Consider the following 25,872-nt stretch of genomic DNA (forward strand, 5'->3'; position numbering starts at 1 on the left):
TGCGGCGCGCGGGCGGCAGGCCGGGGGGCGGGTCCAGGCACGGCGCTCACGCGCCGACAGCCTCCGTCCATGTGGCCAACCAGGCCTCACGGTTGGCCGCGATCGCGTCTGCCTCGACGGTGACCGGGGAGTCAGAGACCTTGCCAAAGGCCGTCATGGCCTCGCTCAGCGTGGCCTCGGGACTGACCGGGTACATGTACATGTTGTCCGGGATCGAGGTCTGGACATCGGTGGACAGCATCCACTCGATGAAGGCCTTGGCGCCCTCGGGGTTGGCGCCACCTGCCAGCGCGCCGGCGTACTCGACCTGGCGGAAGGCGGTGGCCAGCACCGAGGCGGTGGAGGAGGAGGCGCCGTCCTCACTCACCGTGGCGGCCGGGGAGGAGGAGTAGGAGACCACGATCGGGTAGGTGCCGCCCTCACCACCGCCGGAGAAGTCGGTGTAGTAGGCGTCGGTCCAGCCCTCGTCGATCTTGGTGCCGTTGGCGACCAGCTGCTTCCAGTAGTCAGCGAAGCCGTCCTCGCCGAAGTGGCCGATCGTGGCCAGCAGGAAGGCCAGACCCGTGGAGGAGGTCGAGGGGTTGATGGTCACAAAGAGGTCCTTGTACTCCGCCTTGGTCAGGTCCTCAAAGGAGGTGGGCGGGGTCAGGCCCTTGTCCGCGAACCAAGCGGCGTCGATGTTGACGCACACCTCGCCGAAGTCGATCGGCGCCAAGGCCGGGGTGGAGTCGACGACGTACTGCTCGGCCCCGTCCGGCAAGGTGACGGTGACGGAGGTGTCGATGACGCCCTCGTCCAGGGCGCGAGAGGCGAAGGTGTTGTCGATGCCGAAGACGGCGTCGCCCAGCGGTGCGTCCTTGGTCAGGACCAGCTTGTTGACCAGCTCGCCGGCGTCGCCGCTGGGCACGATCTCCAGGGTGTAGCCGCTGTCCTTCTCAAAGGCCGCCACGAGCTCGTCCGGGACGTGGAAGGAGTCATGGGTGAGCACGGTGACCTTGGATCCTGATCCGGCCGCGGAGCCGGAGGCGGTCGAGGAGGCGGAGCCGGAGCCCTTCGAGCCGCAGGCGGCCAGGCTCGTGCCGACGGCGCCCAGGGCCAGGACGCCAAGAAGCTGACGGCGGGTGGGGGCAAGGACTCGGTGGGTGATGGGGTGGGTGGCCTGAGCCATGTGGTGGTCTCCTGGATCGATGTCAGGAGGGCTCGCGCACGCGGCCGATCCGCGGGCGCGGGGAGAAGCTCGACTTCCTTCGCCGGTATGAACCGGAGCAGGTTCGAGGGTCTGCGGTCTTCCGCACTCTCAGCGCCCGACGGCGCTCCCCTGTCGTGAGGCCGAGTCTACCCTGGAAAATATCGACGCTCGATGCAGTCTTTTTCTGCACAGGATGCAAGACAGTCACCGGAGGCGAGAGGAGCAGGACCGTGGAGGATGTCAGTATCTGGAGCGTGGCGTGGGACCTGGGCTTCGTCGTGCTCTGGTCCGTGCTACTCGTCTGGTCCCTGCGCCGCGACCACCGCCAGCTACGCTGCGGCTTCTTCGCGCTGCTGACGGCCTACAGCCTGCTGGGTCTACTGGCGATGCTCACCTCGTACGTACCCGGCATGCGGATCCTGGTTCTCCTGGCAGCCTTCGCCTGGTTCCTGCTCATGGCCATGCTGCCGCTCATGCTCGTACTTAACGGTCTGCGGGTCCTGCGCCGGGAGGGCAGGCGGCCCGCTAACTTCCTCAGCCTGCTGCTGGGCATCGGGCTGGTCGCGGCCCCGGTATGCGCCGTCGTCCTGGTGTCCCTGACTCAGGCCTGGTCCATCGCCGCAGCAGCCGAGCTCTTCGCCGCCTGTCTCTACCTAGGTAGCTTCCTCATCATCCTCCTGGCCCAGACGCTGGTGCAGCGGGTGTGGGGCGGGCGTCGTGCGGTGCCCCATCCGGACGCCGTCGTCGTCCACGGCGCCGGACTGATCAACGGCGCCGTGACACCGCTGCTGGCCTCGCGCATCACCACCGGCGTGGAAATCTGGCAGGACGAGGCCGCCAGGCGCCAGAAGTCCTCCTCCGACGGCGAGGCCGCCAGCGGCAGGCCAGTCCTGGTGATGAGCGGCGGCCAGGGAGACGACGAGCCCACCAGCGAGGCCAGTGCGATGGCCGAGTACGCCGTGGGCCTCGGGGTGCCGCGCGAGGACATCGTGCTGGAGGACCGCTCCACCACCACGCGCGAGAACATCGCTTTCACCCGTGAGCTCCTGGCAGACCTGGGCGCTCGCCACAACGTCTCCTACGACCAGGTCCTGCTGGTCACTTCCTCCTACCACGCCGTGCGTACCGCGATCCTGGCCTCGGACATGGAGACGAGCTGGGCCGTCGCCCCGGCCCCGACCGCCCGTTACTACGTCATCAACGCCTGGCTGCGCGAGTACGTGGCCGTGCTGACCTACCGGCGTCGCGCGGCGGCGGTGTGGGCGGCCCTGATGGCCCTCATGGCGGTGGGCTTTGCCGCCCTGTACCTGCTGAGCCTGTAACCCCTTGTCCCTCGCAGCGGGCAGCGAGCACAGTAGGATCGCGACAGCGCCGCCGCGGGCGCATGAGATGACTTCGGGAGGACCTATGTCTCGCACCCCCTCCGCCGGCATCGCCTGGCAGGCGACCGCCGCCCTGACCACCCTGGCTGCCGGCTTCCTGGCCGACCGCGCCATCCGTGCCGCCTGGCGCAAGGGCAGTGGCAAGCCGGTTCCTACGGACGAGGACCTGCTGGACACCCCGGTCCTCCAGATCGTGGCCTTCGCCGCGATCTCCGGCGCGATCGCCGGCGTCGTCCAGCAGCTGAGCCTGCGCAAGGCCGCGTCCTGGTACGGCGGTGCGGACTTCAACCCGCTGCGCCCGCAGACCATCACGGCGATCGAGGACTGAACTGGCGTCATCTCCAGCCGCACGTCCTTGCTGCGCGCGAGGATGTCGCACCCCCTGAGTAGGCTGGCCGCATGACCTCCTTGATGATCCTGCGCCTGGTGTGCTCGGTCGTCGTCTGCGCCTTCACGGGCGTCGGCGTCGCCCTGTTCGCACGCGCCTGCCTCGTCATCATCGCCCGGATGCGTCTGGGGCGCCCTGCTGAGGACCGCAGCCAGCGGCCGTGGCGCCGCACCGCCCGGATGCTGGGGGAGATCCTCAGCCACCGGTCCTTCCGCGCACGCGTCTGGATCGCCGTGGCGCACTGGCTGGTCATGGTCAGCTTCCCGCTGCTCGCCCTCACCTTGGTCACCGGCTACGGGCAGGTCCTCGGCGGCCCGGGCTTCTCCCTGCCCTGGCTGGACCACCAGGCCTGGTGGAGCTGGATCGTGGAGGTGATCGCCTGGCTGAGCCTGGCAGGAATCGTCGGGCTCATCCTCGTGCGCCGTCGCCTGACTGCAGGCGGCAGGGCCAAGCCTCCTTTCGATTCCACGAGCGAGGGTGGGACACGCACCCGCTCACCTCGCTTCTCCGGCTCCTCGGCTGCTCAGGCCGTCTTCGTCGAGGCCGTGGTCCTCATCGTCGTCACCTGCGTCCTGGCACTGCGGATGCTGGAGGCCACACAGCTGCACCTGACCGAGCCCCACTCCCCCCTCGGCTCCTGGAGCCATTACCCGCTCACCTCCTGGGCCGTGCCGCTGCTCAGCCCGCTGGGCGTCACGGGGGTCGAGGCAGCGATCCTGGTCGTGGCCACGATCAAGGTCGTGGTCTCGATGAGCTGGATGGTCGTCATCGGGCTGCAGCCGTCCATGGGCGTGGCCTGGCACCGCTTCCTGGCCGTCGTCAACGTCTGGGCCCGGCGGGAGGTCTCCGCCGCGCCCACAACCTCGACCCAGCAGGACCGTCCCGCCGTGGGGTCCAAGGCCCTGGGACCGGCCAAGGAGCTGGTCTTTGACAACGCGCAGGGGCATCCCACGACTCTCACGGCCCAGACGCTGGACGATCTGGACACCGCCATGGAGGCAGCCGAGGAGCAGGATCGCGAGATCACCCTCGGCGTGGGCCGCATCGAGGACTTCACCTGGAAGGGACTGCTCGACTTCTCCACCTGCACCGAGTGCGGACGCTGCCAGGACCTGTGCCCGGCGTGGAACACCGGCAAGCCCCTGTCCCCCAAGCTCTTCACGCTCGCCCTGCGTGACCATCACGCTGCAGCCGCCCCCTTCCTCAAGGCCGCTGCGAGCCTGGGAACCTCGCCCCATGAGGTCACCGAGGAGCAGGCGGCGGCCCACGGTGGGATCCTGCGCGGTTCGCGGAGCGGACTGGCCGAGGGCTCGGCGCATACGCAGGACGTGCTCGGTGCCCTGCTGGCAGCCAAAGCCGCCCCGAGCGAGTCCGGCGTGTCCACCCGGCCCGCGCCCCTGGTCGGCGAGGTCATCCCGGCGGACGTCCTGTGGTCATGCACCACCTGCGGAGCCTGCGTGGACCAGTGCCCGGTGGATATCGAGCACGTTGACCACATCATCGACCTGCGCCGTCAGCAGGTGCTCATGGAGTCTGCCTTCCCCAAGGAGCTGGGGCAGATGTTCCGCAAGATGGAGTCCAAGGGCAACCCCTGGGGCCTGGCACCACGCAAGCGCATGGAGTGGGCCAAGGACCTCGGCTTCGAGGTCCCCGTGGTCGGCGTGGACGTTGAGGACGCCAGCGAGGTGAACTACCTGTTCTGGGTCGGCTGCGCCGGCGCTTACGAGGACCGAGCCAAGAAGACCACGCGCGCGGTCGCTGAGCTGCTGCACACGGCGGGGGTCTCCTTCGCGGTGCTCGGTGACGCTGAGTCCTGCACCGGGGACCCGGCTCGGCGCGCCGGCAACGAGATCCTCTTCCAGATGCTGGCGGGCCAGAACGTCGAGACCCTCAACGAGGTCAAGGCGCAGAAGATCGTGGTCACCTGCGCCCACTGCTTCAACACCTTGGCCCGGGAGTATCCGCAAGTGGGCGGGCATTACGAGGTCCTCCACCACACCCAGCTGCTGTCCCGCCTCGTACGCGAGGGCCGTCTCAAGCCGGCGCCCGCCCCGGCCACGAGTCCTCAGACAGGTCCCGGTGGCCGCACCAGCCTGACCCTGGCTGCGCCCTCGCCCACCGTCACCGTCCACGACGCCTGCTACCTGGGCCGCCACAACCAGATCTACTCTCCTCCTCGCGAGCTGGTTGAGGCCACCGGCGCCCAGACCGTGGAAATGCCACGCAGCCAGGAGCGTTCCTTCTGCTGCGGCGGAGGAGGTGCCCGGGCTTTCATGGAGGAGTCGATCGGCACCCGGATCGCAGTCGAGCGCTCGCGTGAGGCCATCGGCACCGGAGCGCAGGTCATTGCCACCGCGTGCCCGTTCTGCACCACGATGCTCTCCGACGGCGTGGCCAGCCAGGGCGCGCAGGTGCAGGTCATGGACGTCGCCACCCTCATGCTGGAGGCGGTCCGGCGAGGGCAGGAGGCCTGATCCAGGCGCCGTCTGCGCGCGCCACGCCTGGGTCTCTCCCGGCGTGATCACCTTCATGCCCAGCAAGACTCCTGAGGGTACTGACACGGCTCACGCAGTGCCCTAGCGTTATCACTCGCCTACCGAAATCTTCCCTGCCACCTCGCAAGGAGTTCCCGTGACTGATCATGGTCACGACGGCGGTCTGCGCGTCTACGCCTCTCTTCTCCGCCTGCCCCACGCCTCCCGCTCTGTCATCACCGGTGTCATCGGTCAGTTCCCCTACCCCTTCCTCGGGATGGGGCTGCTTATTGGCATCCGCGACGGCTACGGCTCCTACACGCTGGCCGGCGTCGTCTCCTCCGTCATGGCGCTGACCTCTGCCTTCACCGGCCCGGTGGTCGGCCGCCTCATCGATACCTACGGCCAGCGCCGCGTCGGCCTGCCGCTCGCCGGGTTCTGGATCTTCTCGATCCTGTTCATGTCCGCTGCCCTCCACCTGCACTGGCCGGCGTGGGTCATTGTCATGGGAGGCGTGCTCCTGGGCACCTCGGTGCCCTACTCCTCCATGATCCGCGGCCGGTGGACCTACGTGCTGCGCCAGCGACCCGGCCAGCTCAACTCCGCCTTGTCCCTGACCAGCACGCTCGAAGAGATGATGTGGGTCATCGGCAACCCCACGGCCACGGTGCTGGCGACCTCGGTGGCGCTTCTGTCCCCGATGGCCGCGGCCATCATCGCCATCCTCATCTCCATCTGGGGCTTCCTGCTCGACGACGCGATCGAGCCTCCCCCAACCGGTCCTCGTCACCGCAGCGCCGCCCCGGCCGCCGCAGGCAAGGCCGAGCCGGTCACAGGAGGCAAGGAGCAGCTCTTCACCATCGGATTCGTCGCCCTCCTGGCGATCCAGGTGGCCTACGGCGCCTTTATCGCCTCCACCAACGTCTCGGTGGTGGCGCTGTCAGAGGAGCTGGGGATGCCAGGCAGCGCGGGACTGGTCATCGCCTGCTTCTCCGGGGCCTCGATGCTGGGAGCCATCGGATACGGAGCGAGGGCCTGGACGTCCCCGCTGTGGATCCGCTTCTACGTGGGGATGACCATCGTGGCCGCAGGATCGGCGCTCCTGCTCTTCACCCACTCGCTCGTCTCGGCTGCAGCCGTGCTCTTCGTGGCCGGCCTGGCTCAGGCGCCCACGGTCGTCAACGTCAACCAGCTCCTCATCTCCATGACGCCCTCCTCGCGCTTCACCGAGGCGATGGCCATGCTGGGAGCCATGTTCGTCGTGGGCATGGCGGTGTCCAACCTGGTGTCCGGGCGCATGGTGGACCTGCTCGGCTCGCACGGCGGCATGCTCAGCCTGGTCGGCTTCGCGATCTCGGCGCTCATCATCGGCCTGATCGCCATGCGCCCGATCCGGCGGGCCACCACCGCACCGTCCATCCCCAAGGAGATTCTCGACGGCGATCAGTAACCGGCAGGTCCTCTAGGGCAGTCCTCCCAGCGCCTTCGCCCGCGCCAGAACCTGGTCCAGCATCTCCTCGGTCAGCCGTCCGGTGAAGGTGTTCTGCTGGCTGGGGTGATAGCTACCCAGCAGGGTGACCTGACCGCCGTCGAGCCGGGTGAGCAGCGCCTGCGCACCGTGACCGAAGTGCGGGGCCGGCCGTGGCACCTGCCACCCGGCGTCGCGGGCCAGGCGCAGCACCGTGCGCCAGGCGATGCCACCCAGCGCCAGCAGCACACGCGGACGCACCAGGTCCAGCTCCCGGGCGATCCAGGGCAGGCAGGCGGCCTGCTCCGCCGTCGTCGGTTTGTTGGCGGGAGGGGCGCAGCGCACGGCGGCCCCCATCCGCACACCCCGCAGCCCCTGGCCGTCACCGGCGTGGAGGGAGGTGGGCTGCATGGCCAGTCCAGCGCGGTACAGCGCCGCCCACAGCCAGTCCCCGGAGCGGTCTCCGGTGAACATGCGGCCGGTGCGGTTGGCTCCGTTGGCCGCTGGCGCCAGCCCGACGACGTAGATCGGTGCGTCCGCAGGCCCGAGCGACGCCACTGGCCTGCCCCAGTATGGCTGCCGGGCGAAGGAAGCCCGGCGCCCCGTGGTCGCGACCTCCTCGCGCCAGGCGACCAGCCGTGGGCAGGCCCGGCACACCGAGACCCGGGCGTCGAGCTCAGCCAGGGTGGCCTCCAGAGCGAGCTCGCGCACCTGTCGCGCGTCGTGGGCGACGGCGGTGGTCGGCTGCGCGGGATCGCCGGGCCAGCCCGTACCCGGTGGCACGGGAGAGTCAAAGAGCTGACCGGTGACGGGATGTGCCTCAGCCATCGAGGGGCTTCTCCTGCTTCGTGACGGTGCTGCCCGGAGCCTTGACGCCGGGCCTCGGCAGCCGGATGATGCAGCGCTCCAGGAAGAACTGCGTCAGTGGGCCGATCGCCAGGGCGTAGACCACCGTCCCGAGCCCGATCGTCCCGCCGAGCGCCCACCCCACGAGCACCACGGTGACCTCGATCCCGGTGCGGACAAGCCGGATCGAGGCTCCGGTACGGGCGTGGAGCCCGGTCATGAGGCCGTCACGCGGGCCAGGGCCGAGCTGGGCGCCGATGTACATGCCTGCCGCCAAGCCGTTGAGGACCACACCCGCGATCATGAGGGCGATTCGCACCTCCGGGTGGTTCCAGGTCGGCAGGACGGCCAGGCTCCAGTCCAGGGAGAGACCAATGAGGACGGCGTTAAGCACCGTGCCCAGACCCGGCCAGGTGCGCAGCGGGATCCACGCCGCCAGTACCAGGACACCCACGGCAATCGTGACCACCCCGATGCTCGCACCGCTCCTGAGGGACAGGCCCTGGTGAAAGACGTCCCAGGGGGCGTTACCCAGGCGCGAGCGCACCATCATGCCCTGGGAGGCGCCGAGGAGGACCAGGCCCACGAGCAGCTGGACCAGCCGGCGTGGCAGGCGCCCGGCGCGCAGCTGTGCGAGCGGGCCTCGGTCATCAAGGAGCACAGGAGGATCCTAGTGAGCCTCCGCCGGCGCCGGTGGCCGCAGGGCCCGCAGGACACCTGCCGATGTCGCTACCCACCTCTAGGCTCGTGCCATGACCAGCTCTCCCAGTCTCTTCGATGCCGCTGCCTTGGCGGGAGCCGAGGTTGATGACCCCACGCGCCCGCTGGCGGACCGGCTCCGTCCGCGTTCGCTGGCCGAGGTCGTCGGTCAGGACCACCTCCTGGCTCCTGAGGCACCGCTCGGGCGCATGGTGGAGGCCGGGCGGCTGTCCTCAATCATCCTGTGGGGACCGCCTGGATGCGGCAAGACGACCATCGCCCGCCTGCTGGCCTCCGGCACGGGCCTGGTCTTCGAGCAGGTCTCCGCCACCTTCTCGGGGGTGGCCGAGCTGCGCAAGGTCTTCAGTGCTGCTGCCCAGCGGCGTCAGATCGGCCAGAGGACTCTGCTCTTCGTTGACGAGATCCACCGGTTCAACCGCGCCCAGCAGGACTCCTTCCTGCCCTACGTCGAGGACGGCACGGTGGTGCTGGTCGGCGCCACCACCGAGAACCCCTCCTTCGAGCTCAACGGCGCTCTCCTGTCCCGCTGCCAGGTGCTGGTGCTGCACCGTCTGCCTGACCAGGCCCAGGCCGAGCTCATCGAGCGGGCCGAGAAGCTCAGCGGCCGCCGCCTGCCGCTGACGCAGCAGGCACGTCAAGCTCTGGTCGCGATGGCCGACGGCGACGGCCGCTACCTGCTGGGGATGGTCGAGCAGCTCTTGGGGCTGGCACCTCACCCCGGGCAGGATCGCGACGAGCCCTTGGACGTCGCCGGTCTGTCCGCCGTCGTCTCTGCCCGTGCTCCCCTGTATGACAAGTCCCATGAGGAGCACTACAACCTCATCTCCGCCCTGCACAAGTCGATGCGCGGATCGGATCCGGACGCCGCCCTGTACTGGCTGGCTCGCATGCTCGGCGGCGGTGAGGACCCGTTGTACGTGGCCAGGCGCCTGGTGCGCTTTGCCAGCGAGGACGTGGGCATGGCGGATCCAGGGGCGCTGCAGATGACCCTGGCCGCCTGGGACACCTACGAGCGGCTGGGCTCGCCCGAGGGCGAGCTCGCGATCGCCCAGGCGGTGGTCTACCTGGCCACGGCACCCAAGTCGATCGCCGTCTACCGCGCCCTCGGCCGCGCACGCAAGGCGGCCGCAGCCACCGGCTCGCTTATGCCTCCCGCGCACATCCTCAATGCTCCGACCTCTCTGATGAAGGAGCTGGGCTACGGGGAGGGCTACCAGTACGATCCGGACACTGCCGAGGGCTTCTCAGGAGCTGACTACATGCCTGAGGGGTACCCGCCGCGCGAGGAGCGCGAGGCCTTCTACGAGCCCACCGACCGCGGTCACGAGCGCCGTATCCGCGAGCGCCTGGAGTACTGGCAGGCGCTGCGCGAGCAGATCCGCGGCCGGCTGGCACCGTAACGCTCCGCACTAGCCTGGCCTCATGACGGACACGGACCAGGTCGCCAGGCACGCGCCCACCCACATCCAGGTGCGCGGCGCGCGCGTGCACAACCTGCGCGATCTCGACGTCGATGTCCCCCTGGGCCAGATGGTGGCGGTGGCGGGAGTCTCTGGCTCAGGCAAGTCCTCCCTCGCGCTGGGCGTGCTCTACGCCGAGGGCGCCCGGCGCTACCTAGAGTCCCTGTCCACCTACCTCGGCTCCTCCCAGGAGGGCACGATGTTCGTCCTGGACGAGCCGAGCATCGGGCTGCACCCCCTGGACGTCCAGGTCCTGCTCTCGGTCCTGGACCGGCTCATCGAGGACGGCGCCAGCGTGCTCGTCATCGAGCACGACCTGGACATGATCGCCAACGCAGACTGGGTGATCGACCTGGGCCCGGGTGGGGGTCAGGAGGGCGGCCGCGTCGTCGCGGCCGCCACGCCGCAGCAGCTTGCCCAGGCTCCTGGCAGCGTGACAGGCCGTTACCTGGCCCGGCACCTGGCCTCGCAGAAGGAGCGGTAAGCCCGTGCCCTAGCGCTCCACCAGGACGGCGGCGGTGAGTGCCGGCACTCGCAGCAGCCCGGTTGCTGGGTCGAAGACGGTCGACTTCACCCGCTCGTCTGCGCCCTCAGCCTGGATGTCGCTGAGCTCGAAGAACCGTCCCACTAGCGGCTCGATCCGCTGCTCGACCTCCTGGTTGGTGGCGTTGATCGCCACCATGACCCCGTCCAGCGCCGGGTCGAGATCGCCCTGGCCAGCGCCGTCGTCGACCACCATGATGATAACGCCGTCGCGAGCCTCCCTGCCGCTGACGGGGAAGGAAACCCGCTCATGAATGAGCTCGGCCGATCCGAGGGTGAGGAGCGGAGTCGAGCGACGCAGGCGCAGCAGATCCAGGGCTCCGGCCCGTGCCGCAGCGATATGCGCCGGGCTGGGGCGCAGGTCAGCGCGGGACAGGAGCTCGGCCTGGATGATCCACCGCTCGAAGTTGCGCCCGGCTGGGGGCAGCCCTCGCCCCCACCCGTTGTCCTGACCAGACCAGTCGATGGCGTTGAAGTGGTCTCCTGAGTTGTAGGAGTCACGGTCCAGGGACTTGCTGCGCAGCATCTCGGTGCCCGCGGCCCAGAAGCAGGGGGACTGGCCCAGGGTGATGGCCGCCAGGCACACCGTGCTCAGCCGCACTCGGTCCTCCACCGAGGTACCTGGGGGAAGCTTGTAGGCCAGGCGGTCGAAGAGCGTCTCGTCGTCATGGGCGTCGACGTAGGCGATGGAGTCCACCGGCTCGTCCCCGTATCCCGCCGGCGCCAGCCCGTAGCGCAGGTCCTGCCCGCGTCGCCAGGTCCCGTCCGCACTCAGCAGCTCCATCTCGCGCAGGTTCCCGGCCAGGGACAGGCGAACGAGGTCCGTGCGCCACCGCAGGTCCTCCCGGTCAGCCTGCTCGCCCCGGCTTCCCCACCCCGAGGGGTGCGAGGCCGCGCCAGTACCCAGGCCCTGACCCTGGCGTGGGTCGGGACCGAAGTGGTTCCCCCCGTAGAGGGCGTCACGAACGCGGTCGTTGAAGGTGCCGATGTGAAGACCGTCCTGCGCCCCGACCTGGCCCTGGACCGCCTGGCGGAACAGGGCGTTGTCCGCGACCTCGCCCATGTTCCAGCCCTCGCCGTAGAGGTAGATCTCGTGCCCGACGGCGTCCTCGCTCACCTGCGCCAGGGCCTGGCGCAGCCGCTTCATGGTGGTGGTGGAGTGGTAGCCCATGAGGTCGAACCGGAAGCCGTCCACCCGGTAGTCACGCACCCAGGACACGCAGGCGTCGATCATGAGGCGCTCGGCCATCGCCCGCTCGGTCGCCACGTTGTTGCAGCAGGTGGAGCTCTCCACCTGCCCAGTAGCATCCAGACGGTGGTAGTAACCGGGCACGATGCGATCCAGGACGCTCGTGGGCTCCTGCCCGCTTCCGGCGGTGTGGTTAAAGACCTGGTCAAGGACCACCTGGAGCCCCATGCCGTGCAGGGCGCCGATCATCTCGCGCACCTGGACCGTGCGCGCACCCCCGTCCTGGTGCCCGTCGGTGGCGTAGGAGCCCTCGGGAGCCATCCAGTGGAAGGGGTCGTAGCCCCAGTTGTAGGCGTCGAGGTCAGCCACAGCCCCGACGGCGGCCTGGGGGCGGCGGGAGGCGGCCGAGGTCCCCTCTGGGACCTGCGGCACCCGCTGGCGCCTGCGGTCCTCCGGGACGGTGGAGAAGTCGAACACGGGCAGCAGGTGCACCGTGTCAATGCCCGCCTGGGCCAGCTCGCGCAGGTGCCTGGTCCCGGCCGAGTCGATGGTGAAGGCCTCGTAGGTACCACGCAGCTCGGGCGGCACGGTGGGGTCCGCGGCCGAGAAGTCGCGCAGGTGGAGCTCATAGATCGCTCGCGCGGCGTCGACGGCGACCGTCGGGTTGAGGTTCTCGCACCACGCGCTGGGCTTGAGCTCCTTGCACCCCAGGTCCACGGCCACCGAGCGCCGCGAGTCCACCGTCAGGGCACGCGAGTAGGGGTCCGTGACGAAGTTGGTCTCAACCTTGCCGGTAGCAGGCACGTAGACGCGGACTTCCCACAGGTACTGGCAGCCTGCGCGCACTCCCGCCTCGGCGGTGCGCCTGGAGGTGACCTCCCAGCGCCCGTCCTGGCAGCGCCGCGCCTCAAGCCTGACCGGGTCCCCCGCCGCCAGTGGGACCGATCCTGTCCGCACCGGAGCCGGCCAGGTGAGCAGGTCCACGTGCACGGCGGTGGGAGCCCACAGGGCGAAGGAGGGGGCGGCGTCGCCGCTGGGTGAGAAGCTGACGCCCAGCGGTGCGCTGCCGTCGCGAGCGCTGGCGACCTGGCCCCACAGTCGGTCGATGACCGGCCAGGTCTGCACACCGGTGTAGGCCGTGACCCAGCCACCCACGGATGCTGAGGTGCGTTGGACGACGGCGAGCTGGCCCGTGAGCAGGAGCGCGACGTCGTCGCCGATCAGTCGTGGGGCGCCGAACTCGTCCTGGGTGGTCAGCGCCAGGTAACCGTCAAGCTGGGGGTGGGCCTCCACGAGGCGGCTGTCCAGGCGGCCGATGAGCCCGAGAGGGATCTCGCTGCCGCGCTCGCCACGCTGGAGCAGCCCGTCGGTGAGGCCGACGCTGCCGTCAGGCGAGCTGACCAGGCCGAAGCTCAGCGGTGGTGAGGTGGGGCGGCCGCCGTCGGCGCCCAGGCAGTCCTCCAGGCGAACGCCCGGTGGCAGGAGGTCAGCAGGCCAGGCGAGGGTGGACTCATCGACCCAGTAGGCACGCATCTGCCCGGTGCCCGGAACCGCGTGGTGCACCGCCGCCTCATGGTGTGTGTGAGCGCTGGCCATGACGACCGCCTTTCCTCCCTGCTCACCGAGCCTGCTGCCCTCCGACGGCGCCCTGGCCAGGCACCCGCAGCACCGGAAACAGTCACCTCACAACGATGACGCTACTCACTCTTTCACGACCTGCACGCACAGACCAGGGACGAGCGGGTCCATCTCAGCTCTCGCGCGGACGACTCATGTGGGTGAGCATCACCGGCAGGCTGCGATCCAGCAGAGCAGTGAGCTGATCCTCGCGCCCCACCATGAGCGCCGTACGCATCGAGCGCTCGGCAGCGGCAAACAGGAGCTCAGTCATGTCATCCGCACTGAGCATGCACTCGCGACCGATGGCACCCAGCCCGGTCACCACCACCTCGCGCAGCGAGGCCTTGAAGGCCTCATAGCTGCGCCGCAGCCCCTGCGCGTGCTCCTGGTTGCGCAGGATGTAGCTGACGAACTCGTTCTGGAGCATGTAGAACTCGCGCGAGACCGGCATGGCCAGCAGGAGACGGTCTGCCAGGATCTCCAGGGCGTGCTGCACCTCGTCGTCACTGGACGCTGGCGAGCGCTCCGCGGAGTCAGGAAGCGCCTCGTCCACCGCCTGGCGCACAAAGTCGGTCATCTGCTCCCACTCGCGCTCAGCCAGCTGGCGCACAAAGTGGTCCATGTCAGCGAAGTTGGAGTAGAAGGCCCCCCGCGTGAAGCCTGCCCGGGAGCACAGGTCACCCACACTGGTAGCCCCGATCCCCTGCTCGGCAAAGAGCTCTCGACCCGCCTCAAGCAACAGCGCCTGGGTCTGCGCCCGCTTGCCTGGGGCACCGGCAGAAACGGCTCGCCGCGCCGCCGCGTGACGCGCCGCCCGGCCCGCGACATCTCGGAGCCGGGCACCCTTCTCCATCGCGACACCCATGGACCTTCTCCCCCTCTGGCTTACACCGCACACGATGGCAGCCCAGGGCGAGCCTTGTCCTGTCATCTCAACCACACAATACACATCTGTATTGCGCCTGTCGATACAGGTCTGTATCGTCACGGTCCGGAACACGTCCCGGAAGGTCCTGACATGAAGAAGCTCACCGGCTCACGCATCGGCAACCTCGTTGTCGTCGTCGCAGTCGTCATCATCCCGCTGCTGTATGCGGGACTACTCACCCTCACCTACCAGAACCCCACCAACCGCCTGGGTGACATGACCGCCGCCGTGGTCAACGAGGACAGCGCTTACACCACGACCCTGGCCTCCGGCGAGAAGAAGACCCTCAGCCTCGGTGCCGAGCTGGAGAAGGCGCTGACTGAGCCGGACGGCTCCCAGGACGTCGGCTTCACCTGGACCTCGATGAGCGAGGCCCAGGCCCGCGCCGAGATGGGCCAGGAGAAGGTCCGCGCCATTCTCTACATCCCCGCAGACTTCTCCCAGAAGGTCTCCCTGGTCGGCTCCAAGGACCCCTCGCAGGCAGCCACCCAGAGGCTGCGCCTGGTCACGGACGACGGCATCAACTACCTCGCCGGCACCATGGCCCGCACCGTTGCCTCCGAACTCACCAACACCCTCGACAGCCAAGGCTCCGCCCAGGTGGTGGACACCCTCCTGCTCAGCGTCTCCACGATCCGCGACGGCATGGTGACCGCCTCCGACGGCGCCGCGACCTTGGCCGACGGCACCACCACCCTGGCCGATGGCACCACGACGCTGTCCGACGGAGCTGACTCGCTGAGCTCCGGCGCCTCCTCCCTCACGGTCGGCGTGCGTCAGCTGGCTGACGGCTCGGTCACCCTCACCAGCGGCCTGACGACCCTGTCTGACGGCACCGCGACCGCCGCCAGCGGTTCCCAGCAGCTGGCCGACGGCGTCGCCAGCCTGTCCGCCGGCACCTCCAGCGCCTCCGCTGGCGCCTCAACCCTGGCCGACGGCGCGAAGACCCTGAGCCAGGGCACCTCCACCCTGGTCAGCAGCGCCGGCACCCTGGCCGACGGCGTGGGCCAGCTGTCCTCCGGCTCCGGCACCCTGGCCGACGGCGTCTCCCGTTACACCCAGGGCGTGGACCAGGTCGCGGCCGGCGCGGCCGCTCTCCAGGCCAAGGCCACCGACCCCACCAGCGGTCTGGCCGCCGGTATCGCCCAGCTCCAGGCAGGAATCGGCGAGTCCGGCTCCACTGACACCTCCACCCTGACCGGCGGCGTCACCGCTCTCGACGCCGGGGCCGCACAGGTGTCGGCCGGGCTCAACAGCCCGCAGGCCAACGGCGTCTCCCTCAAGGACGGCGCTGCCGGGCTGGCCTCAGGCGTGACCACCGCCCAGCAGGGAGTTGCCAGCTACACCGCCGCCGTCGACCAGCTCGCCACCCAGTGCGCAGCCACCGGGGCATCCGCTGAGTTCTGCGCCGCGCTGCAGCAGGTCTCCTCCCAGTCCGCAGCCCTCAACACGGGCATGTCCCAGGCATCGGCGGCCGCGGCTCAGGTCTCCACCGGCGTCTCGCAGGTCGCCGACGGCGCCGCCCAGCTCGCGGGCTCCACCTCCGCCCTGTCCCAGGGCACCACCACGCTGCGCGAGGGTGTGGACCGCCTGGCCTCCGCCGTCGGCAGCCCGAGTGACGTCACCGTCCCCGGCAACGCCTCCAGCCCCCAGACGCTGCTGGGCGGCATCAACGCCGTCGCCGGCGGGCTGAGCCAGGTCACCACCTCCACGGTCGGCGGCCAGAGCGTGGACAACTCCGCCGCCCTGCGCCAGGGAGCCACCCAGGTCGCCGGAGGCCTGGCCACCATGAATGACCAGGTCCCCGCCCTCACCTCCGGTATCAGCCAGCTGGACAACGGTGCGGCCTCACTGTCCGACGGCGCCACAAGCCTGGCCTCTGGCCTGGTCACCCTCGACCAGGGCACCGGGACCGCCGCCTCCTCCGCCCAGACTCTCGCCGACGGCGTCGCCCGCCTGGCCTCCGGCGCCGCCAGCGCGCAGACCGGCTCGCAGACCCTGTCCAGCGGTCTGGCCACCGCCCGGTCCGGCTCGCAGACCCTGGCCGACGGCGCCGCGCAGTTGGCCTCCGGCGCGCAGGACCTTGAAGACGGCGCAGGCAAGCTCAATGACGGGGCGACGACGCTGGCCGACGGCCTGGGCGACGGGGTCGACCAGATCCCGAGCTACACCCAGGACCAGCGCGAGACCATGTCCTCGGTCGCCTCGGACGTAGCCGGCGTCGACACCGTGCGTGAGCACGCCGTCGCCAACAACGGCGCCGGCTTCACCCCGATGTTCATGAGCCTGGCCCTGTGGATCGGAGCGATCGCCCTGTTCCTGGTGCTGCCCGCACTGGACAAGCGCGACCACGGCGAGCGCTGGTGGGCCTCGGCGATCCGCCCGGCAACCACCGCCCTGCTCCTGGCCATGGCTCAGGCAGTCATCATGATGGTGGCGGTCAACGCTGCCGGCGAGCTGCACGCGGCCAACCTGCTGGGCCTGGCACTCATGGCTATCGCCTCCTCGGTGTGCTTCATGGCGATCAATCAGGCCTGCGTGGCCTCGCTGGCCTTCCGCGGGCGCTTCGTGTCCATCGTCCTGCTGAGCCTGCAGATCACCTCGATGGGCGCAACCTTCCCGATCGAGACGGCTCCGCGCTTCTTCCAGTGGATCCACCCGTTCTTGCCGATGAGCTACACCCAGCTGTCCTTCCGCCGCCTCATCGCCGGCGGCGGTCTGGACGGGATCTACCTGCAGACCCTCGGCGTCCTGCTCATCTGGACCGCGATCGCCGTCTGCGTGACGCTGCTGGGCGCCAGGCTGCGCCGCGGCCGCAAGCCCCTGCCCGCGGACAACGCGCTGGCTCCCACGGCCGCCTAGGACGCAGGCGCAGCGACGACGACGCCGGGGCGGTGTGGGACTGGACAGTCTCACACCGCCCCGGCGTCTGAGTGCCTGGCGCAGGCAGCAAGCAGGGCTAGGCGCCGGTCCAGGCCTCCCACAGCCGCGTGTACTCCCCGCCGGCAGCCACGAGCTCGTCATGGCTGCCCAGCTCGACGATCCGTCCGTCAATGACGACGGCGACCCTGTCCGCCGCCGCGGCCGTGTCCAGGCGGTGGGCGATGGCGATGACGGTGCGCCCAGCCAGGACCGCGTCCAGGGCGCGCTCGGCTGAGCGCGCCGAGCCTGGGTCCAGCAGGCTGGTGGCCTCGTCCAGGATGAGCGTGGCCGGGTCCATGAGGACGATGCGCGCCAGCGCCACCTGCTGGGCCTGCCCCGGGTCCAGCACCACACCGCCGTTACCCACCAGGGTGTCCAGGCCGTTGCTCAGTGCCTGAGCCCACACGCTCGCCCCGACGACGTCGAGGGCGTGAGCAATCTCGGCGTCCGTGGCGTCAGCCCGGGCGATACGCAGGTTGTCAGCAAGGGTGCATGCAAAGACGTGGTGCTCCTGGGTCACCAGGGCCACCTCGCGGTGCAGGGCCTGCTCGGTCAGGGCGGTCAGGTCCGTTCCCTGGCCGTCAGGCCCGCCCGAGCCCACTGTGACCCGCCCGCGGGTAGGCGGGTGGATGCCAGCGAGCATGCGTCCCAAGGTGGACTTGCCCGATCCAGACGGTCCGACGACGACCAGCCGCTCGCCCGGGATGATCTCCAGGTCGACGTCGTGGAGCACGTCATGACCCGGCCGGTAGGCGTAGGAGACCCCGCGCACGCGCGGAGGCTCGGGGACCACCACGTCACTGGTGGCCTGACGATCCGGCTTGACGAGCTCAACCCCGACGATGCGAGCCAGGGCGGCCGAGGCAGACTGCACCGTGTCCAGCCAGAAGGTGATCTCATGGACCGGCCCCCGCACCTGGACGGCATACAGAGCCACCGTCGTCACCGCTCCCAGAGTGACCATCCCGTGACCCAGCAGCCAGGCACCCCAGGCCAGGACCGCCAGCAGCGGCAGCATGACGGCGATACCCAGGCCCGTAATGAGCACGATGCGCAGCCACAGCGTGTACTGCTCGGTCTGCCACACCTCCCTCAGCGCCCGGTCCAGGACCCGGTTGCGGCGCTGACCCAGGTACTGGGCGTCCACGGTCTCCGCCTGGTCAGCGGTCTCAGCGATCACGCCGTCGACCTCCGCCCACAGAGCGTTCATCGTCTGGTAGCCGGGGACCACGTGGCGCAGGTACCAACGCCCCAGCGGCACCGCGATCACCGCCGAGGCGAGCATGCACACCCCCAGCAGCGGTGAGGCCAGCAGCGCCGCGACCACGACGCTGAGGATGGTCAGCACGATGACGAGGATCTGGGAGACGCCACGCTGGACCACGAAGCGAATGCTCTCCAGGTCGTGGCTCGTGCGCCCCAGTAGGTCGCCGGTGCCCGCAGACTCCACCACGCTCAGCGGCAGGTGCATGGCGGCGCTGACCAGACGCTCGCGCAGCGCGGCGAAGATCCTCTCGCCCAGGATCCGGGCAAGGTACTCCCCGATCCCGGTCAGCACCGCGTTGACGACCGCCAGAACCACCACGATGGCGATCAGCGTGTGCAGGCGCTGCGCACCAGCGCCAGAGCGCACGGCGTCAACCATGAGGCCGAGCACCTTGGGGATTCCCACGCTTGCCACCGCGGCGGCGAGCTGGGCGAGGGTGACCACGGTGAAGGCCCGCTTGTGCTCCCCCAGCAGGGAGAGGAAACGACGGCGAACGGTGCGCCCGTCCGCAACAGGAAGCCGCATCGCGCTCATGCTCCCGCTCCTCTCTCAACAACGTCGGTGTAGGCATCCAGTTGGCTCAGCTCGTGATGGGTGCCGCGCGCACGCTCACCCACCCGGGCGCTCGCTGCGGGCTCGGCGTCCACCGCCTCCAGCAGGATCACCTCGTCACAGCGGCTGAGCAGCAGCGGCGAGGAGGTGACCACGACGGTCGTCAGCCCGGCGCGAGCCTCACGCAGGCGCTGGGCCACCAGGTCCTCGGTGTGGGAGTCCAGGGCGCTGGTGGGCTCGATGAGCACAAGAACCGGCGCCTGGCGCGCCACGGCCCGGGCCAGGGCCAGGCGCTGACGCTGGCCACCGGAGAGGTTGCGGGCCTTCTCAGTCAGCTGGCCTTCCAGCCCGCCCAGGGAGTCCAGCACGTCACCAGCCACGGCGACTTCCAGCGCGCGATACGCAGACTCGGCCTGCGCCGTCGTGAGAGGGACGTCCGCGCGGGTGGCGTCCGGCCGGTCCGTACCGGCGTGCAGGGTCATGAGCTCGACCAGTCCGCGCTGGGCAGCGAGCTCCACCTGCTCGCCGAGCACCTCCCCGGCCAGCGGGCCGGCGAAGGCCTCCGCATGAGCGCCGGAGACGACGACGGCGCGGCGCACCTGCTCAATCGGCAGGCGGCGCAGGTCCGTCCCGGACAGGGTGACGGCTGCCTCGTCGTCCGGACGGCCCAGGCGCTCAGCCAGGGCAGCGCTGAGAGCCGGACGCGCACACACCAGCGCGGTCATGCGGCCTCCAGCCAGGCGGACCCCGCTGGCCTCGTCCACCAGGTCCCCGGTGGGATCCAGGACGGCGGCGGGGTCGACGTCGTCGTCCCTGACCAGGGGCTCGACGGCGGCCACACGCGCCACCTTCTTCGCCCCCACCCACGCACGCGTCATGAACTGCATGAGATCAGCCAGCGCTCCCAGCGGCCAGATGAGGAAGGTCGTGTAACCGTAGAAGGTGACGAACTCACCGGCCGTGATCCGTCCCTCCAGCGCGGCGGTGGCGCTGGCGCCCACGACCAGCGCGGTCAGGATCATGGGGGCGCCGGCACGGATGGCGGCGAGCATGGCCTGGGTGGAGGCGACCTTGATTCCCGCAGCACGTACCTTGGCCGACTGCTCGGCGTAACGGGCGGCGTAGACGTCCTCGCCGCCGATGCCGCGCAGGACCCGCAGCCCGGCGACGACGTCGGTGGTCACCGTGGTCAGCCGCCCCTGCTCCTCACGCTGGACGGACATGCGCCTGTTCAGGGGCCTGAGCAGTGTGCCGACGCCCAGCAGGACCACCGGCAGCCCGAGCAGGACCAGCAGCCCCAGGCCGGTGTCCATCCGCAGCATGAGGATCGCAACGACCACGGTGGAGATCAGCGACCCGATCACGGTCACGATGAAGTACATGAGCGCGCCGATGGAGTCCGCGTCCGAGGTCGCGGTGGACACGACGTCACCGGAGGAGACCTCGCGGGTCACCGCGCGCGACCTCAGCCCCAGGCGGTAGCCCACACCGCGGACCGAGGGCTGCCAGCCGCTGACCCACGAGCCGAAGGCGAAGAGCTCGGTCACGCCGCCCACGAGCCCGCCGGCCACACCCAGCGCCGCGAGCGCGATGAGCCCGGGAACGAGCTGGGCGGACAGTCCGTGAGACATGCCGTGGTCGACCACCCGACCCAGAACGGTCGGGATAAGCCCTGAGGAGAGGTAGGTCAGGGCCGTCAGCACCGCTCCGACCAGCAGGGGGAGCCAGGCGTCGCGCAGGACGCTGGCGAGGTAGCGCCCCGGGCGGTCAGCAAGGGGTGTACGCGGCTGCGGGGCGATGGTGAGGAAGGCTGGCCAGCGCCGCGGAGCCCAGGTCACGGGCACCGTCGTGGCAGGGCTGGAGGCAGACGTCGAGGCGTCAGGAGGCACAGGGGTGGTGTTCATGAGGATCTCGTCAAGCTCGTCGCGGGTCACGGCGCGAGAAGGGCTCAGCAGGCCGTGAATGACTTTTCAGGACAGTGAGGGCGCTCCACGCGGCCGGCCGTCGTCGGCCACCAAGCGTGAGCGTCAGGACTCCGGCAAGGCCGGAGTCACGGTCACTTAAAGAGAACGCGTGTCACAAACATGGGGGTGAGCCTACGTGCGTCCCAGCCGCGGGCGCAAGGGGGGGCAGTGGCCAGCAGATGAGCCGGCCTTGACACAGGGCGCCGTGGCAGACCTACCCTGCGTCCATGATCGCTTCGACGCCCACGCCCCGTACCGCCCCGGTGCGCGCCCTGGTCATGCGTCGAATGTGCATGCGCTGACAGCGCCAGCCGTCGCTGTCGCAGGAATAACGGCTAGAGCGTCGGGCTGAGTCGAGCCCGGCACGCTCCGCGAGATCGCCACCCAGACGCTCGCGTTCACTGACCACCGTGACCCCGTCTGTCCGCGTGCCAGGCTGACGCCTCCGCACGACGTCGCCCGCCCGTACCCGCCCGCGGCAGACAGGCAGGCCCAACCACCCTGCCCGATCCACAGGACCCACGCGCATGCCTGCTCTCACTGACTTCTCTGACCTCGGAAGCATCGTCGACCCCTACTGTCCCGTCGGCACCACCCTGCCTGGCTCCTCCTACTGCCAGTTCGACCTCATCCACGACCGCACCGGCACTGCCAGCCTCAAGTGGGACTTCGCCGCCGAGCGTGGCCGCCCCGAAGGCGTCCTGCCGCTGTGGGTGGCTGACATGGATCACCAGGTCGCTCCCGGCATCACGAGCGCCCTGCTGTGGCGGGTGCGCCACGGGATCTTCGGCTACACCGAGACTGACGCCGCCTACAACGAGGCACTAACCTCCTGGTTCGCACGCCGTTACGACTGGCAGGTGGACGCGTCCTGGAACGTGGTGACCCCGGGAGTCGTCCCGGCCTTGGCACTGGCGGTCCGGGCGCTGACCCAGCCCGGGGACGCCGTCGTCATCGAGGAACCCGTGTACTACCCCTTCAGGGAGGTCATCGAGGACAACGGCTGCGTGGTCGCCGCCGCTCCGCTGGTACGTGGGGAGGACGGCGTCTACCGCCGCGGCCTGGAGGCCCTGGAGCGCACGCTGCGCACCAGCGGTGCGAAGGTGCTGCTGCTGTGCAACCCGCACAACCCGGTCGGGCGGGTGTGGAGCCGCGGTGAGCTGGAGGACCTGGCTGAGATCGCCAAGCGCTACGAGCTCACGGTGGTCTCTGACGAGATCCACGCTGACCTCGCCCTGCCCGGCCACCGCACCACGCCCTTTGCCTCCTTGTCCCAGGACGCGGCCGCACGCACAATCACCTGCACCTCGCCGTCGAAGTCCTTCAACCTGGCTGGGCTGCAGGTGGCCAACATCCTCATTCCCAGCGAGCAGCTGCGTGGGGCCTTTTGTGCCGAGCTGTCCGCCGTCGGATACTCCCAGCCGAACACGCTGGGACTGACCGCCTGCCGCGCCGCCTACGAGAGCGGGGACGCCTGGCTGGATGAGCTGCGCGAGCACATCGCCGCGGCCCGTGCCCACGTCGCCCAGCGCCTGGCGAGCGTTCCCGGTATCGAGGTCACCCCCTGCGAGGGCACCTACCTGCTGTGGCTCGACTGCCACGGCCTGCTGGAGCGCTCCGGTCTCAAGCCCAACGAGCTTGACGAGTTCATTCTCGACGAGGCCGGGCTCTGGCTCGACGACGGCGCGATCTTCGGTGCCGGCGGGGAGGGATTCACCCGGATCAACGTCGCCTGCCCGCGCGCCACCCTGGATGAGGCCCTGGACCGCCTGGAGGCTGGTGTCACGGCGCTGCTGACCCGCCAGGCACACCGTGCCCGCTCCCACCCCGAGGCCCTGGCTGAGGTCCGCGCTGCCTGAGCCCCTGCCCGCCCGGCTGTCACGGACGCAGCCGGGCACCGCCGTCGTCCACCCACCTGATACGAAGAGAGCACGCACCATGTCCACTCGCCCCGAAGACTCCAACCCCGCCTACGACGACCGCTCCACCACACGTGCCGTCCCGATCCACCACCACCCCTCGGCCTCGGCAGGCCCGGACACCTCCGCCTGGGGGCTGGATACCGTGCTCGCGCACGTGGGCACCGGCACCGACCCTGCCACCGGCGCCATCACGACGCCGATCCACCTGTCCACCGCCTTCGGGCACCCCGGACTGCGCCAGTCCACGGGCTACGACTACACGCGGACCGCCTCACCCACCCGCGACGTCCTCCAGGACGCGCTGGCCCGGCTCGACGGCGGAGCCGCCAGCTTTGTGACCTCCTCGGGCATGGCCGCCATCCAGCTGGCCGTGGAGACGCTGGCCCCCTTCGGCTCACGCATCGTGGCGCTGGAGGACCTGTACGGAGGCACCTTCCGCTACCTCCAGGTCCTGGCGGAGGCCGGCGCCTACGAGGTCGACTTCGTCTACGGGCAGCAGGCGCTGGCCGAGGCGCTGAGCCGGCCTGCGGCCCTCGTGCTCATCGAGACCCCCACCAACCCGATGATGGAGTGCTACGACGTCGCCGCAACCGCCCGACTGGCCCGCGAGGCCGGGGCCCTGCTCGCCGTCGACAACACCTTCTACACCCCCGCCATCCTGCGCCCGCTGGATGAGGGGGCGGACGTGGCGATCTACTCCGCGACCAAGTACCTGGGCGGGCACAACGACGTCATGGCGGGAGTCGTGACCGTGGCGGACCCGGCACTGGGCGAGCGCCTGCAGTACCGGCTCAACACCACCGGGGCGACGCTGGGTCCCTTCGACTCCTTCCTGCTGCTGCGCGGGCTGAAGACCCTGTCCCTGCGCATGGCCCGGCACGAGGCCAATGCCAAGGAGGTCGTGGCCTTCCTCCAGGCCTCACCGCACGTCACCCGCGTGCTCTACCCCGGCCACTCGGGCATGGTCTCCTTTGACCTCGCCGAGGACGTGGACATCGCCACCTTCCTGGAGTCAGTCCGGGTCTTCACCTTCGCCGAGTCCCTGGGCGGGGTGGAGTCCCTGGTCACCTGTCCGAGCGTGCAGACCCACGCCGACGTCCCGCCTGCCACGCGAGCCCGCTACGGCCTGACTGACCGGCTGCTGCGTCTGAGCATCGGGATCGAGGACCCCTCCGACCTGGTGGATGACCTCCGCCAGGCCTTCGAGACGGGCACCCGCCACTGACGAATGGCAGCCTCGAAGGCCTGGCGGGCGGCGCTCACCAGCTGACCGGGACCGGCGCGCCCTCGCGGTAGCCGGAGGCGGACTGCAGCCCGACGACCGCCCGCTCACGGAACTCGGCGATCGATCCGGCGCCGGCGTAGGTGAAGGAGGAGCGCACACCGGCGATGATGTTGTCGATGAGGTCCTCCACGCCCGGACGCTGAGGATCGAGGTACATGCGCCCTGCGGAGATTCCCTCCTCGAACAGGGCCTTGCGCGCGCGGTCGAAGGGGTCCTCACCCTCAGTGCGCGTGGTGACGGCCCGCTTGGAGGCCATACCGAAGGACTCCTTGTAGGCACGCCCGTCCGCGTCGTACTGGATGTCGCCCGGGGACTCGTAGGTGCCGGCGAACCAGGAGCCGATCATGACGTTGGAGGCACCAGCCGCCAGGGCCAGGGCGACGTCACGCGGGTGGCGCACTCCGCCGTCGGCCCATACGTGGGCGCCCAGGGCGGCGGCGGCCTGCGAGCACTCCAGGACGGCGGAGAACTGAGGGCGGCCGACGCCGGTCTGCATGCGGGTGGTGCACATCGCGCCCGGCCCCACGCCGACCTTGATGATCGAGGCGCCGGCCTCGACCAGGTCGCGCACGCCGTCGGCCGAGACGACGTTGCCGGCCACGATCGGGAAGTCGGCGGGCAGGGCGGCGCGGACGGCGGCGACGGCGTCCATCATCCGGTCTTGGTGACCGTGGGCGGTGTCGACGACGATGACGTCCACGCCCGCGGCCACGAGTTCAGCCGCCTTGCCCGCGGGGTCGCCGTTCATGCCGATCGCAGCGCCGATGCGCAGGCGACCGGCGGCGTCGACGGCGGGAGCGTAGATGGTTGAGCGCACGGCTCCTGAGCGCGTGAGCAGACCGACGAGCTCGCCGTCGGCGCCCACGACCGGGGCCAGCTTGCGACGCGCGGCGCGCAGGCGGTCAAAGGCCTCGCGTGAGTCGATGCCGGCCGGCAGGGTCAGCAGCTCGGTGGTCATGACCTCGCGGACCTGGGTGAAGCGGTCGACGCCGGAGACGTCATCGAGGTCCACCATGCCGATGGGGCGGTTGGTGTCCGGGTCGACGACGACCGCGGCACCGTGCGAGCGCTTGGGAATGAGGCCCAGCGCATATCCGCAGGTGTGGTGCGGCTTGACGGTGACCGGGGTGTCGTAGACGAGGTGGGCGGCCTTGACCTGAGTAACAGTGTCCGTGACGACGTCGACCGGGATGTCCTGCGGGATGATCGTCAGTCCGCCGCGGCGGGCTACGGTCTCTGCCATGCGCTTGCCGGCGACCGCTGTCATGTTGGCGACCACTAGCGGGATCGTGGTGCCCGTGGCGTCGTCCGTGGTCAGGTCGACGCCGGTGCGCGATCCGACGCTGGATCGCGAGGGGACCATGAAGACGTCGTCGTAGGTCAGGTCGAAGGTCGGCTGGAGGCCATTGAGGAACTTCACCGGGAGAGTCTAGCCGTGGGCACTGACTCAGCCTGCAGCGGGTGATGAGTGGGAGCCGGAGCCGCTGGAATGGAAAAACGCCCCGGGCCCGACCTTGGCGGCCGAGAGCGGGGCGTTGGTGCGCCAGAAGGGATTCGAACCCCCAACCTTCTGATCCGTAGTCAGATGCTCTATCCGTTGAGCTACTGGCGCATGTCGTTTCCGACAGGCAGAAACAATACTCAGCCTCCCCCACGAGGCCAAATCCTGGGGCCGTGAGGATCGGCACAACACCTTCCGAATGGGCTCATCATCAACGAAAAGCCCCGAGATCTCAACGATCTCGGGGCTTGC

General features: G+C 69.8%; 17 protein-coding genes, 1 tRNA gene and 1 riboswitch. Of the genes, 9 read left to right on the forward strand and 9 right to left on the reverse strand.

The genetic code is table 11. The features are described from left to right. Positions 1-46: 46 nt before the first annotated feature. A complete protein-coding gene (locus HMPREF0058_RS00430; protein WP_006547667.1) occupies positions 47-1,168 on the reverse strand; it encodes a thiamine ABC transporter substrate-binding protein in 1,122 nt (373 codons plus the stop codon). Between the two features lie 57 nt (positions 1,169-1,225). Then, positions 1,226-1,330: riboswitch (TPP riboswitch) on the reverse strand. Between the two features lie 89 nt (positions 1,331-1,419). On the opposite strand from HMPREF0058_RS00430, the gene HMPREF0058_RS00435 reads away from it, so the two are divergent. From HMPREF0058_RS00435 to HMPREF0058_RS00450, 4 genes are all read left to right on the forward strand, one after another. Then, positions 1,420-2,511: a YdcF family protein gene (locus tag HMPREF0058_RS00435; protein WP_006547668.1), complete on the forward strand. Its 1,092-nt coding sequence runs from the start codon at positions 1,420-1,422 to the stop codon at positions 2,509-2,511. Positions 2,512-2,596: 85 nt separating this feature from the next. Further along, complete coding sequence (locus HMPREF0058_RS00440) at positions 2,597-2,899, forward strand: DUF4235 domain-containing protein (RefSeq protein ID WP_006547669.1); 303 nt, start codon at positions 2,597-2,599, stop codon at positions 2,897-2,899. A 71-nt stretch (positions 2,900-2,970) separates the two neighbouring features. After that, positions 2,971-5,433, forward strand: coding sequence for a (Fe-S)-binding protein (locus tag HMPREF0058_RS00445; protein ID WP_006547670.1), 2,463 nt, complete (start codon positions 2,971-2,973; stop codon positions 5,431-5,433). Positions 5,434-5,590: 157 nt separating this feature from the next. Further along, complete coding sequence (locus HMPREF0058_RS00450; protein WP_006547671.1) at positions 5,591-6,883, forward strand: MFS transporter; 1,293 nt, start codon at positions 5,591-5,593, stop codon at positions 6,881-6,883. A 12-nt stretch (positions 6,884-6,895) separates the two neighbouring features. On the opposite strand, the gene HMPREF0058_RS00455 is transcribed toward HMPREF0058_RS00450, so the two are convergent. Next, positions 6,896-7,729 carry a uracil-DNA glycosylase gene (locus tag HMPREF0058_RS00455; protein ID WP_006547672.1) on the reverse strand — a complete coding sequence of 278 codons (834 nt, stop codon included), beginning with the start codon at positions 7,727-7,729 and terminating at the stop codon, positions 6,896-6,898. Then, positions 7,722-8,408, reverse strand: a complete 687-nt coding sequence (gene yczE / locus HMPREF0058_RS00460; protein WP_006547673.1) for a membrane protein YczE — start codon at positions 8,406-8,408, stop codon at positions 7,722-7,724. Before yczE ends, HMPREF0058_RS00455 begins: the two co-directional genes overlap by 8 nt. Before the next feature lie 91 nt (positions 8,409-8,499). Here yczE and HMPREF0058_RS00465 point away from each other — a divergent pair, with 91 nt between their 5' ends. Beyond that, on the forward strand, positions 8,500-9,867 hold the full coding sequence (locus HMPREF0058_RS00465; protein ID WP_006547674.1) for a replication-associated recombination protein A: 1,368 nt from the start codon (positions 8,500-8,502) through the stop codon (positions 9,865-9,867). A gap of 22 nt (positions 9,868-9,889) precedes the next feature. After that, positions 9,890-10,411, forward strand: coding sequence for a P-loop NTPase family protein (locus HMPREF0058_RS13485; RefSeq protein ID WP_006547675.1), 522 nt, complete (start codon positions 9,890-9,892; stop codon positions 10,409-10,411). A 9-nt stretch (positions 10,412-10,420) separates the two neighbouring features. Here HMPREF0058_RS13485 and pulA read toward each other — a convergent pair whose 3' ends face one another. After that, positions 10,421-13,255 (reverse strand): pullulanase-type alpha-1,6-glucosidase, encoded by a 2,835-nt coding sequence (pulA, locus tag HMPREF0058_RS00475; RefSeq protein ID WP_006547676.1) that lies wholly within the window; start codon positions 13,253-13,255, stop codon positions 10,421-10,423. Positions 13,256-13,409: 154 nt separating this feature from the next. Beyond that, the gene (locus HMPREF0058_RS00480) at positions 13,410-14,144 is read right to left on the reverse strand and encodes a TetR/AcrR family transcriptional regulator (RefSeq protein WP_006547677.1); all 735 of its coding nucleotides are present in this window, start codon (positions 14,142-14,144) and stop codon (positions 13,410-13,412) included. 153 nt (positions 14,145-14,297) lie between these two features. Between HMPREF0058_RS00480 and HMPREF0058_RS00485 the strand changes: the two genes are divergently transcribed. Beyond that, entirely contained in the window at positions 14,298-17,069 is a 2,772-nt protein-coding gene (locus HMPREF0058_RS00485) for a YhgE/Pip domain-containing protein (RefSeq protein ID WP_006547678.1), read from the forward strand. A 97-nt stretch (positions 17,070-17,166) separates the two neighbouring features. Here the strand turns inward: HMPREF0058_RS00485 and HMPREF0058_RS00490 are convergent, their stop codons facing one another. Continuing rightward, positions 17,167-18,930, reverse strand: coding sequence for an ABC transporter ATP-binding protein (locus HMPREF0058_RS00490; RefSeq protein WP_006547679.1), 1,764 nt, complete (start codon positions 18,928-18,930; stop codon positions 17,167-17,169). Next, positions 18,927-20,882 carry an ABC transporter transmembrane domain-containing protein gene (locus HMPREF0058_RS00495; RefSeq protein WP_006547680.1) on the reverse strand — a complete coding sequence of 652 codons (1,956 nt, stop codon included), beginning with the start codon at positions 20,880-20,882 and terminating at the stop codon, positions 18,927-18,929. Before HMPREF0058_RS00495 ends, HMPREF0058_RS00490 begins: the two co-directional genes overlap by 4 nt. A 557-nt stretch (positions 20,883-21,439) precedes the next feature. Here HMPREF0058_RS00495 and HMPREF0058_RS00500 point away from each other — a divergent pair. Together HMPREF0058_RS00500 and HMPREF0058_RS00505 are read left to right on the forward strand one after the other, a co-directional pair. Continuing rightward, complete coding sequence (locus tag HMPREF0058_RS00500; RefSeq protein ID WP_006547681.1) at positions 21,440-22,771, forward strand: MalY/PatB family protein; 1,332 nt, start codon at positions 21,440-21,442, stop codon at positions 22,769-22,771. A gap of 79 nt (positions 22,772-22,850) precedes the next feature. Continuing rightward, positions 22,851-24,059: a PLP-dependent transferase gene (locus HMPREF0058_RS00505; protein ID WP_006547682.1), complete on the forward strand. Its 1,209-nt coding sequence runs from the start codon at positions 22,851-22,853 to the stop codon at positions 24,057-24,059. 34 nt (positions 24,060-24,093) lie between these two features. Here HMPREF0058_RS00505 and HMPREF0058_RS00510 read toward each other — a convergent pair whose 3' ends face one another. Next, on the reverse strand, positions 24,094-25,539 hold the full coding sequence (locus HMPREF0058_RS00510; protein ID WP_006547683.1) for a GuaB1 family IMP dehydrogenase-related protein: 1,446 nt from the start codon (positions 25,537-25,539) through the stop codon (positions 24,094-24,096). Between the two features lie 116 nt (positions 25,540-25,655). Beyond that, positions 25,656-25,731, reverse strand: a tRNA-Arg gene (locus HMPREF0058_RS00515). Positions 25,732-25,872: the final 141 nt, after the last annotated feature.

It is taken from the genome of Actinomyces urogenitalis DSM 15434, from assembly GCF_000159035.1.
Lineage (GTDB): Bacteria > Actinomycetota > Actinomycetes > Actinomycetales > Actinomycetaceae > Actinomyces > Actinomyces urogenitalis.